This is a genomic window from Belliella marina, from assembly GCF_042682445.1.
Lineage (GTDB): Bacteria > Bacteroidota > Bacteroidia > Cytophagales > Cyclobacteriaceae > Belliella > Belliella marina.
In genome coordinates this window covers 273,904-286,868 of sequence record NZ_JBHUHR010000038.1, presented here as the reverse complement: position 1 = coordinate 286,868, position 12,965 = coordinate 273,904, and the positions used below count along the sequence as shown (strand labels likewise).

Genomic DNA, 12,965 nt, shown 5'->3' with positions numbered 1-12,965 from the left:
TGAGCAAAACAGCAGACAAATCAGAGGTAAGTGCAGCAGGAGAGTTGATCACTTATACACTGACAGTTACCAATACAGGCAACACGACTTTGACAGAAGTGGTGGTCAGTGATCCAAAGTTGGGAGTTGAGGAGAACGTTGGAACCTTGTCGCCGGGAGAGAGCAAGTCGGTGACAGCGAGCTATACTGTAACCCAGGAAGATATGGATGGAGGAAGTATCCTGAACGCGGCAAGTGTGCAGGGTGAGGATCCAAACGGGGAGACACCGGGTGATGAAGATGAACTTGAAACACCTGTTGACCAAAACAGCGGAATTGCTTTGAGCAAAACAGCAGACAAATCAGAGGTAAGTGCAGCAGGAGAGTTGATCACTTATACGCTGACAGTTACCAATACAGGCAACACAACTTTGACAGAAGTAGTGATCAGTGATCCAAAGTTGGGAGTTGAGGAGAATGTTGGGACATTGTCGCCGGGAGAGAGCAAGTCGGTGACAGCGAGCTATACTGTAACCCAGGAAGATGAACTGGCACAAGTCCCAATTGTCAACGTTGCTACTGTTTCTGGATTTGTGAATTCGGAGGATAAAGTTGAAGCAGAAGATCAAGTGTCTGTTCCTGTTGTCTGTGAAGGAAAGACAAGAATTGAAGGTTTGATTTTCAATGCTGAAACAGGTTTGCCATTATCAGGGGTGCCAGTTACTTTGATTCCCCAAGGAAATACATCAGGGCAGATTTTACTTCAGGTCACAAAAGATGATGGTAGGTATTATTTCACGGATTTTACTCCTGGGGAATACCTAGTTCAAGTGCAGGATGCCAATCTGAACAGCGCGAGAAATCTTTACCCTGTAGAATCATCCTTGTTCATTACGATGATCGAGAATTGTAATTTCATTACGAAAGATTTTGGATATGAATCATATGATGGAAATGTGCTAGGTGATTTTGTATGGTATGATTTGAATGGAAATGGTATCCAGGATGAATGGTTTGATGCCAACGATGATGGAGAAGTTACCTTGAATGTACCGGACGCCAATGGATATGTCGCATTTGATGAATGGGAATGGATAGATTTCAATGGAGATGGAAGATTCAATGGTCCTGAGAACGAAGGGGAAGTAAGGAAAGCTGGTTTTGGTAACCCAAATAATCCAAACATCCTTGTAACTGGACCTAATGGATACAGAGAGGAATTGACCATCGGGATATTGGGGAATTACAGAACCCGACCAAATGAATTGGGTGATTATACCGTTGAATTGATTTTTGATGAAAGCCTGGAATTGGAGGCAGAAGCCATGGGCAACTCCGGTAAAGTGAAGGTAATCCCTAATTACGGTGGAAGAATTATCAGTGATCCGAGGATCGAATGTGGAGTGACAACTACCAACCCATTTGAACTGACATTTACTCAAGAGTCAAGAGTTCGATTGGATGTGGATTTTGGGGTAAGATGTCAGGAATTCCATTCTCCAAGACCAATTTTGGCAAATGATGATGACTTGGGTGAGTTTAGGATTAGTCATGAAGGCTTGATTGGAAATATATTGGAGAATGACTTGCTGGATGGTCAAAGACCAAACCCTGATGATGTGGATTTTGTATTCACAGATTTAGATGGAATTATTGGTTTATTGATCAATCCAAATGGAGAGTTGAGCTTGGTTCCAGGATTGAATGAAGCGAGGGAATACCGATTAAGATATGTGTTAAGTGAAGTGTTGGATCCAGACAACAATGATGATGCTTTTGTGACATTGAGGTTGTTGGACGATGCGGTGGATATGTCCATCACGAAGACTTCATTTGAAGTTGAGATTTTTGAGGGGGATGAATTTGAGTACGAGATAGTAATCACCAACAACAGCGAGAGTGATGCAGAGGATGTAGAGATAATAGATGATTTGCCAAATGGGTTGACTTACATCAGTTCGACGGTGAATTCGAGCAGTACGCAGATTGATGCTGCATTGAATGTCACAGGCAGTAGGTTGACTTGGACGGTACCATTTTTCCCATCTGGTGCAACAATGACGATCAGGGTTTTGGTAAAAGCTGATGCACTATCAGGATCAGCAGATCTGACTATAACAAACGTAGTGACAGTGGCCTCTTCGGGTGATGATACAAACCCGGATGACAATACGGCTACAGACACGAACACTATAAAACCATTCTTTATCCCTAATGTGATCACACCTGATGGGGATTCATTGAATGACAGATTTGTAATAAAGGGTCTTGGGAAGTTCCCAAGTAATGAAATAATAATAATCAACAGGTACGGGGATCATGTCTTCGAAAGAACTAATTATCAGAATGACTGGTCTGCCGAAGGCCTTCCTGCCGGAACATATTTCTATGTGCTGGTTGGGACGGATACACAAGGCAGAAGCCATGATTTCAAAGGTTGGATACAAGTAATCAAAGAATAATCGAAGAATTATGAAAAGAATTTTCAAATTATTAGGGAAGGTTGTATTGATGACTCTGGTCTTTTCAGGTGTTGTTGAAGCCCAGCAGCTACCACAATTTAGCCAATACATATTCAATGGCCTTCATATCAACCCGGCATATGCCGGATACAAAGGGGAACCATATATCCAAAGCACCTACAGGAGTCAGTGGGTAAGTTTTCCCGGTGCACCAAAAACCTTTTCTTTAACGGCAGATTTGAGCGCCAATGAAGGACTGATGGGTTTTGGCTTATCTATCTTGTCTGATAAGATAGGTCCTACAAATACCAACGGGGCATTGCTCTCTTATGCATACAGGATTCAGACAGGCAGGGATTCATTTTTGGGATTGGGCATAAGTGCAGGTGCAAATGAATATGCGATTGATGGTGACATGCTTCGGGCTTCGGATCCCAATGACCCCAATATTCCTGAAGGAAGGGTGAATATGTTTACACCCAATATGAATATGGGATTGTTTTTCCATAACAATAGGTTTTACGCAGGTCTCAGTGCCTACAACATGATTGGAAAGGGAGCATTGGAAAGGGAGGATATAGCTTTGGCTTACCATGATTTCCATTACTACCTGACTGCAGGTGTGATGATCCCTGTTTCCAACAGTGTCCAGTTCAAACCTTCATTTTTGATCAAAGAAGTGAAAGGCGCCCCTACAAGCTATGATATCAATGGGATGGTTTTGTTCAATGAGCGGATTTGGCTTGGGGCCTCCTACAGATCCAATGTCCAAGTCGGGATGGATCATCTGCAGGACAATCTAAACCAACGGAATGCTGTTGCCTTTATCATGGAGATTTTTGCAACGAATAATCTGAGGCTGGGCTATGCATACGACCATAGCATAAATGTATTGAGTGATTACAGAAACAATTCTCACGAGTTATCAGTGGGCTATTATATCAGCCCGAGAAATGTAAGTATGAAAAACCCAAGATGGTTCTAATTATGAAAAATATTTTTACAACATTGACATTGATGCTGACGATATCTTTGATATCTATACATGTACAGGCACAAAACCCACTTCTCCGGTATGCTGACAAGCAATTTAGGTTGAACAACTACCAGCATGCAGCAGAATCCTATGAACATGCTTTTGGTAGAAAAGAGAAATATGAAACAGCCAAGAAGATAGCCGAATCCTACAGCAAGATTCAGGATTACCCAAAAGCCAATGAATGGTGGTTGACAGTTGTAGGTTTTGAAGAGGCAGGTAAGGAAGATTACCGTGAATATATATTGTCTTCTTTTCAGATCAGTAATGGGGATATAGACTTGGACACTTTGTTGGAAGGGAGTGGATATTCTGCTTTGGATTTCCCGGAATTAGATGCCGACAAATTGAAGGAGTTGTACCAGAAGCGCAGTAATGTAAAGCTCATTCCAGTAGATGGGGTCAACAGTACTGGTTCTGATTTTGGAATGGCCAAAGACAAGGATGGGAATATGTACTTTGCTACGGATAGAGGGCAAGTGGTTCCTACGGATAAAATGCCAATCAGATTGGATTTGAATAATATCTACAGCAAAGAGAAATATGATTTCAATGATCGGGAGTTCTTTAGGATTGTCAGAAAAGATACTACAGGGACTTTGACAGTGCTTGAGGCAGGGGATGAAGAGATATTGCATTTCTCTGACCCTAGTTTTATGCATGAAAAGGATTTGATTTTCTATAGTGTGACAAGAAGAATTACCAAGGCAAAGAAGAAAGGGGATTTCCAGGTAGGTACAGAAGTGTTCTTTAGCAGTTTGGACGAATCTGGTGTGATGTCTTCTCCTGAAGGGTTTTCCTTCAATGATGCCGTAAATTATAGTGTCATGCACCCGTTTGTGGATGAGGATGCAAAAAGAATTTATTTTTCTTCAGACATGCCGGGTGGGCAGGGAGGTTTTGACCTTTATTATGTGACTTATAATGATGATTTGACCTTTGGTAATCCTGTCAACTTGGGAGCAATAGTCAATACGGATAAAAATGAAAGCCATCCTTATAGAGTAGAGGATAAACTTTATTTTTCTTCCAATGGACATCTTGGGTTTGGGGGGTTGGATGTGTTTATGGCTGATTACAGTGCAGGTGGATTCAGCAGCGTAAGCAATATGGGAACGCCTATAAATTCAAATAGGGATGATTTCGCATATAGCCTTACTGCTGATGGGAAAAGGTATATCTCCAGTGATAGAACAGGAGGACAGGGGATGGATGATATCTATAGTATAGAGACATTAAACAAACTTTTGGTAGCCAAGGTTATTGATTGTGATGGGATGTTGGTTACGGATGAATTTGATGTAGCGCTAAAAGCAAAGGATCAGCAGATGGATGTTGCCAGTTCAAGAAGAGCAGATGGCGCTTTGTTGGCAGATCTTAGCCCGGATAACAATTTTGAATTGAAAATAAGCAAAAAAGGCCATTTCAGTATATTTGACAATGACCTTACTACAATAGGTTTAGAAGGAGATACGCTGAAAAGGGAATATAGACTTGCAAGAATCCCTTATCAAATGCCTGTCTATGTAGACATAGTTTATTATGATCTCGATAGTTCTGTAATTCGGAATGACGCGGCCCATACTTTGGATAAGCTAGGTGCATTGATGCAGAAATACAGTTTCTTGGATTTGTTGGTGGGTTCCCATACAGATGCAAGGGCATCGGATGAATACAATGAATCCCTTAGCGAGCGAAGGGCTGACGCTGTTGTGGATTTCCTCGCTAAATACAACATCGGCAAAGAACGTGTGCGTGCAAGATGGTACGGTGAGCAAGAACTCACAAATGACTGTGGGGATGGGGTGCCTTGTCCAGAGACAGAGCATCAGCTCAACAGAAGGTCTGAACTGGTCTTGGAGGCATTCCCTGATTTGAATAAAGAATATGAATTGCCATCCGAGCTTTTGGATAAGGATATCTGCGACGAGTTTGGGATCTTCGAGGAATTGCAGAAAGAACTGAATGCTGTTCCAATCGTCTATTTCGATTTTGACAAGTCAACGATTAGACCAATTCACAAAAAGGAATTGGAAAGGACAGCGATCATGATGAAGCGTATGAAAAACCTGAATCTGTATATCTCTGGACATACTGATCAGCGGGGGAGTGAGGAGTATAACAAGTCTTTGTCAGAGAGAAGGTCTACCGTCGTGATGGACTATTTGGTAAAAAGAGGTGTGGAGGCAGCAAGGATGCAATTTGAATGGTTTGGGAAAACCCAGCCAATCCATGATTGTGGAACTTGCACAGAAGCCCAACACCAAGAAAACAGAAGGACGGAATTGCATTTGAAAAAGTAATTTAATGAAGTGCTTTGGATAGGGTCAAGGTACTGATATCAAATACCGATTAGTAAAAAAATAAATTAAAGAAACCCTAACCTGTAGATTTATTAAAGGACCATCTGTCTCAGGTGGTCTTTTTTCTTTACGTACCAGTAAGGTTTTTATTATATAATACATGAGAAATTTTTTCGAAGGATGAACTAGAAGTATAGCAGTGGAACAAGAAAATCAACCACTTTGGAAATGTCGCTTTTTACATGATGGACGATTCTACTTGCGGAAGATCGACTCGAAAAAAAGTATTACTAAGGAATGTTGTTTAGATGAAAGACATACATTCATTATTAGTGAATCATGATAACCAGTAAAAAATGTAATATGTACTTTATAGGTTATATATGATAGTTTGTAGTGGTGTTTTGTTTGAATTTGTCTTTTTAAGAAAACCCTTGATAATTAATTGATTTCTCGTCCTATTAATATGATAGGTTAGGTGGAAATATTAGCCTACACTATTTTTAATGTTTTTTTAAATTATGTAAAATGAATTTAAAATACTAAAATTTGCATTTTAAATTTTATTTAATAATTTTGTTATAGTTTATTAGTTCGGGTTATTTTTAAATAAAAACCATTTATGGAGCGTTTTAACAATAGAATTCATCATTTTTTTGAGCAGCAGGCGAGTTCAAACCCTGGGAAAATCGCTATTGTGTACAATGGCGAAAAAATCACCTATGGTGAATTGGATGAAGCTTCTGATCGATTAAAGAATTATATCGTTTTAAATCATCCTGATGAGGAGATCATAGGTTTGAGTACCTTGAAGAATATCCATACCATTACGGGGATTTTAGCTGTTTTGAAAGCCAATAAGGCTTACCTTCCCTTGGACTTGGATTATCCCAATGAAAGACTTTTATACACGGTCAAATCATCAAAGGTGAAATCGTGCATCTCTTCAAATGAAGAGTTTGATGGATTCAAAAATATAGGCTTAAATAATATCAATGTAGAAGAACGGTCAGTTGTAAATAGGCCTGGGCAACTTTCCAATTCTCACTCAGCTGTAATATTATATACATCAGGTTCAACTGGTGAACCAAAGGGTGTCGAAATCCAACACCAAGGCTTATATGAAATGATTTCGTATCGGATCGATAAAATTGGGAGAGACAGTAATGAGCAGGTCTTGCAATTTGCCTATTTGGGATTTGATGCATCGATCATGGAGATTTTTGGAACACTTTCAACTGGCAGAACCTTACATCTTATAGATGAAGTCAATAGGTTGGATTCCAGATATTTATTGGATTACATTGTAAAAAACAAGATAAATAAAACCTTCTTCCCCTACGTTTCTCTTCAGTACTTCGCAAATGAAGTGCTTAATTCAAAAACTTACCCACAAACTCTAAACGAAGTAGCGTGCGGTGGTGATTTGTTGAAAATTACAGCCAATATCAAGGAGTGTTTCAAGAATCTACCGCATGCTAGGTTGAAAAATATGTATGGGCCTACTGAAGCGAGTGTTTTTGTATCTGAAAATGTTCTTGATGAAGATCCAGACAATTGGGAGGAGCTTCCAGGTATTGGATTTCCTATAGCAGGCTGTAGGTTGTTTGTTTTGGATGAAAACCTAGAGATATGTAATCCTGGCCAGCCAGGAGAGTTGTATATTATGGGGAATTGTCTTGCGAAAGGATACCTCAACCGTGATGACCTTACCGCAGAGAGGTTTGTAAATATCCCCAATATAGATCCTGAATTTAGCATTGCTTATAAAACTGGTGATATCGTAAGCTCCAATTCAGAAGGCTTACTTTATTTCAAAGGCAGGATAGATGATCAGGTCAAGATCAGGGGGAATAGGGTTGAACTAGGGGAAGTAGAAGTAAACATCAATAAATTTGAGCAAGTAAACCAAGCTGTGGTAAAACTGGATCTTGATGCGACTGGTCAAAAAATGATTGTTGGTTATGTACAGTTCAATCAAAAAGAGGCAGGAAACATAGAGCGATTGAAGGGTTTTTTGAAGAGGAATTTGCCTAATTATATGATTCCTGATTTTATAGTAGAGATGGAGTCGTTTCCAAAGACAGCTTCTGGTAAAATAGATAGAAAAACGCTTCCCAAACCACAACAAGTTAGAGGATCTCTACCTTCTGAATTCGTTCCACCGAAAAGTAAAGCTGAAAAAGATTTTTGCAACCTTTTCGCTAGTATTCTCCAATTTGACAAGATTGGGATGACTGATAATTTTTTTGAATTTGGAGGGAATTCTCTAAAAGCTCAAAAGCTGATTTCATCCTTTAGATTAGAATTGGGTATAGAAACGTCTGTCATCAAACTTTATCAGTACCCTACAGTTCAGCAATTTTTGCAAAAATCGCTAAATCCTGAGTCTGATTCACTCGTCAATAGTTTGGAAGAAAAGCTAAAAACCAAAGGCGAATCGAGGAAAGATGTGGCTGTGATTGGTATGGCAGGGAGGTTTCCCGGTGCAAATGATATCCAAGAACTCTGGGATGTATTGATATCAAACCAAGAGACCATTAAAATTTTTGACGACAGTGAATTAGAAGCATCGATTGATCAGTCTATTTTTAATAATCCAAGTTATGTCAAAGCTAGGGGGGTAATTTCTGATGCTGATAGATTTGACGCCGGTTTTTTTGGTTTGAACAAGGTGCTAGCAGAAATGATGGATCCCCAGCAGCGTTTGTTCTTGGAAATTGCCTATAATGTGTTGGAAAGTACAGGCTATCGAAATAATTCGGGTTCCGCAAATATAGGAGTTTATGCCGGGGTTAGTTCCAATACTTATTTTATGAATAACCTTCTTTCATATCCCGAAAAAATAAGGGATTTGGGAGATTTTCAGGTGAGTTCCCTCAATGAAAAAGATTTTATTGCTTCCCGCACAGCTTACCATTTGAATCTGACAGGTCCGGCAGTAAGTGTGTATTCTGCATGTTCTACTTCACTGTTGGCAATAGTTCAAGCTGTTGAAAGTATAAGGCTTGGCAACTGTGAAATAGCCTTGGCTGGCGGTGCAAGCGTCAAGAGTCCGCAATTTAGTGGGCATTTATATGAAGAAGGTTCAGCATACAGCAAAGATGGGCATTGCAAATCTTTTGATGCAGATGCCCAAGGCACTGTTTTCAGTGATGGTGCAGGGGTGGTTCTACTCAAGGATCTTGATGCTGCCAAAAGGGATGGTGACAATGTTTTGGCAATCATCAAGGGTGTAGGTGTCAACAATGACGGCGGTAGCAAAGGAAGTTTCAGTGCCCCTAGTGTAGAAGGGCAGGCGATTGCAATCCGTACGGCTATTGATGATGCGGGAATCAGACCTGAACAGATAACATTTATAGAGGCTCACGGTACAGGGACTCCACTGGGAGATCCAATGGAAATAGAAGGGCTTAAGCTGGCTTTTGGAAATACGGAGAAAAAGAATTTCTGTGCCATTGGCAGTATAAAAAGCAATATGGGGCATTTGAATGCAGCCTCGGGAGTTTCTGGTTTTATCAAAGCGGTTTTGACATTGCAATATAAAAAGTTGGTGCCGGTCCATGGTTTTCAAAAACTAAATCCTGATATCAAAATTTCCGATTCCCCATTTTACATCAATTCAAGTCTGCAAGAATTCTCCCAAAACGAGAAAGTATATGGAGGGGTAAGCTCTTTTGGTGTTGGGGGAACCAATGTGCATTTGGTCTTGGCAGAGGCTGATAAAGCAGAGAGCCAAGCTGTAGTGGAAGAAAGTCACCCTGCCTACCTTATCAACTGGTCTGCAAAGTCAACTGGTTCAGTCCAGCTCTATGCGCAAAAGTTGGCAGACTTTATTTCACAAAATCCGCATGCCCGACTACAAGATGTGGCTTCTACGCTCCAGGTTTCACGGAAATCTTATCCGCATAAGGCCTATGTAATCGCTGATGGCAAAGACAGTCTCCTAAAGGAGTTGAAGAAATTCTCCTCCGGAGAGTTGGTAAATCATCAGCCTCCCCAGAGTAAAGATTTTGCATTTTTATTCCCAGGACAAGGTGCACAATACCTACAGATGGGCAAATCATTGTATGATCATTTTGAGATTTACAGACAATCAATCGATGATTGTATCCAAATTGTCAATCCTCTTCTCGGAGTAGAGCTCAAAGAGATTATTTTTCCTTCTGAGATTAGTTCAGAAGCCAATCTTTTACTAAAAGACACCAAGTTCACGCAACCGGCCATATTTGTCACCGAGTATGCCTTGGGTAAATTATGGATTGATCTGGGTGTATCACCTTTGATTCTGTGTGGACATAGTATTGGAGAGTTCAATGCAGCTGTTTTTGCAGGCGTGATGACATTGGAAGATGCTTTGTGGTTGGTATGCAAAAGGGGGCAGTTGATGAGTGGGCTTCCTCCTGGTTCGATGTTGGCAGTTAGGGGCAAAGCTGATCAAATCAAGTCTCATTTACCGGAAGGGGTTTCGATTGCAGCGGTAAATACACCAAACGCATGTGTCGTCTCTGGAGAAAAAGAGGTTATTCAGGAGTTATCATTGAAGCTACAGCTAGGAGGGATACAGTCCAGAATCCTACAAACCAGCCATGCTTTCCATTCCCAAATGATGTCGTCTATTTTGGCGGAATTTGAAGAAGAAGTTTCAAAAATCTCCCTCAATCGCCCAAGACTTCCCATCATGTCTACAGCAACTGGGCAGCTTCTCAAAGATGAGGAAGCCATTGATCCAAAGTATTGGTCAAATCAAATTCTCACGACGGTGCTTTTCTCGGATGCAATAATGTCAATAGAAGAAAATGGTGCTTTCAATTTTCTGGAGGTTGGACCAGGTAATGTACTTAGCTCTTTGGTCAGACAACACAATCTTGGCAGCAATCCTTCGATTATTAATAGTATTTCAATTGGGGAGGAGACACAATCGGAATTCGAATCTTTTTTACACGCTATCGCAAAAGTATGGCAAGCAGGAGTGGAAGTAGATTTTAGTAAAATGTATAAAAGCTTCAGCTTCCAATCTGATCTACCTACCTACGCATTCGATAAGCAAAGATATTGGCTAGACCCACCAATCAAAAAAGAGATCAATAATCAAAACGTATTTAATTCAAATCAATCTGCAGTAAAAATTTCCCCGTCAAATTCAATCAGTAAAATGGAAACACGAGATACTTTTTCACAAAAAATCCAAGAAATAATATTGAATGCTACTGGGGTTCAAATGCCTGATGAAAACACTACTTTTTCAGAAATGGGCTTGGACTCTCTTATTCTTACGCAGCTGGGGTCTAAATTCAGAAATGAATTTGGGATTCAGTTGACATTTAGACAGCTTAATGAGGACTTACAGTCTGTTGGTAAAATTGAGGCTTTTGTAAAAGCAAATATTGCAGAGGAAAACAAGGCTAGGTATATCACTACCGTTGCAGATCAGGTCTCCCCCCGTTCTTCACAGCAATATTCCGCAGAGTCTTTGGTAAACGCTCCCAGTTTTCAACCGGCTGGTTTGGTAGATAATTCTGGGCAAAATATGATGATCAATCTGATTGCCCAGCAGATGGAATTGCTTTCTAGGCAACTCAATCAAATCCAACAGCAAAATTCAGGACTTGTCGGTACTGCTCCTCAATATGTCGCTCTATCGGCTCCAGTGTCTACAAGCAAGGCAGTGACTTCTGAGGAAGGGAACAAAATCCAACTTACAGAAGCCGAGCAGACTGAACTTAAAAAACCCTTTGGGGCAATCGCTAGAATTCAGAAAAAGGATGCGGAATTGAGTGATTCCCAAAAGGAATTTATAGCTGAGCACACAAAGCGCTATATAGCTGCGACAAAATCATCCAAAGCTTATACTCAAGAGCATAGGACATATATGGCAGATCCCAGGGTAGTGTCTGGATTTAAGCCAAGTATGAAAGAAATGATCTATTCTCCAGTAGTAAACAGATCTTTGGGAAGTAAACTTTGGGATATTGACGGCAACGAATACTTGGATGTCTTGAATGGCTTTGGGTCAATCATTTTTGGTCATAGACCAGACTTTATCAATGACAGGCTGAAAGAACAGCTGGATAAAGGTTATGAAATCGGACCTCAACACCCGCTTTCAGGAGAAGTTTGTAAGTTGATCTGTGATATGACTGGTCATGATCGCGCAGCACTTTGCAACACAGGCTCCGAAGCTGTAATGGGCGCTATGAGAATCGCAAGAACTGTGACAGACCGAAGTCTGATTATTTCCTTCAATGGATCGTATCATGGGATATTTGATGAAGCGATAGTAAGGGGTGTCCAGAATAAAAAAGTTTTCCCTGCTGCAAGTGGGATTATGGAATCCTCAGTACAAAATATGCTTGTATTGGACTATGGGACAGAGGAAAGCTTGGAAATCATCAGAAAAAGAAAGAATGAAATCGCAGCGGTATTGGTAGAACCTGTACAAAGCAGGAGGCCGGAATTCAGACCGGTTGAGTTCTTGAAAAAAGTAAGGGAAATAACTGCTGAATCTGGTGCAGCCTTGATTTTCGACGAAGTTATTACAGGATTTAGAATGCATCCAAAAGGTGCCCAGGGTGTTTTCAAGATCAAAGCAGATATCTGTACCTATGGAAAAGTGATTGGTGGAGGCCTTCCAATCGGAGCTATTGGTGGATCCAAAAGGTTCATGGATGCCTTGGATGGTGGCTGTTGGAATTATGGGGATGATTCTCTTCCTGAGACAGGGGTGACTTACTTTGCAGGGACATTCGTGAGACACCCGCTTGCCCTGGTTTCTGCGAAGGCGGCATTGGAATATTTGAAAAATGATGCTGGAAAACTACAGCATAGCCTCACAATGAAAACAAACCAACTGGCAGAAGCGCTCAATCTGTTTTTCGATGAACAGAGCCTCCCATTTGGGATAGTTCATTTTGGATCATTATGGAAATTCAAACCAAAGTATGATGTCAATTATACAGAGTTGATTTTTTCACAAATGAGGGAAAAAGGAATCCATATCTATGACGGTTTCCCTTGTTTTATGACCACTGCGCATACCGATGATGATATAGATAGAATCTGCCAAACTTTCAAAACATGTGTTTTTGAATTGATGAAGGCGGGGTTTTTTATGGAAAATAGAATTCTTGAAAATGCATAGTGACTTTTAGGTTTTGTTTTTTAAAGAAAAATTGGGTACTGAAA

Annotated in this window: 4 protein-coding genes; all 4 read left to right on the top strand. The window is 40.5% G+C overall.

Annotated features, from left to right (window positions below; all coding sequences use genetic code 11):
• A partial coding sequence (locus ACFSKL_RS13295; protein ID WP_376886702.1) for a DUF7507 domain-containing protein occupies positions 1–2,441 on the top strand: 2,441 nt, incomplete at its 5' end.
• Positions 2,442–2,451: 10 nt separating this feature from the next.
• A complete protein-coding gene (locus tag ACFSKL_RS13290; protein ID WP_376886701.1) occupies positions 2,452–3,426 on the top strand; it encodes a PorP/SprF family type IX secretion system membrane protein in 975 nt (324 codons plus the stop codon).
• A 2-nt stretch (positions 3,427–3,428) separates the two neighbouring features.
• The gene (locus ACFSKL_RS13285; RefSeq protein WP_376886700.1) at positions 3,429–5,780 is read left to right on the top strand and encodes an OmpA family protein; all 2,352 of its coding nucleotides are present in this window, start codon (positions 3,429–3,431) and stop codon (positions 5,778–5,780) included.
• A gap of 622 nt (positions 5,781–6,402) precedes the next feature.
• Positions 6,403–12,921, top strand: coding sequence for an amino acid adenylation domain-containing protein (locus ACFSKL_RS13280; protein ID WP_376886698.1), 6,519 nt, complete (start codon positions 6,403–6,405; stop codon positions 12,919–12,921).
• Positions 12,922–12,965: the final 44 nt, after the last annotated feature.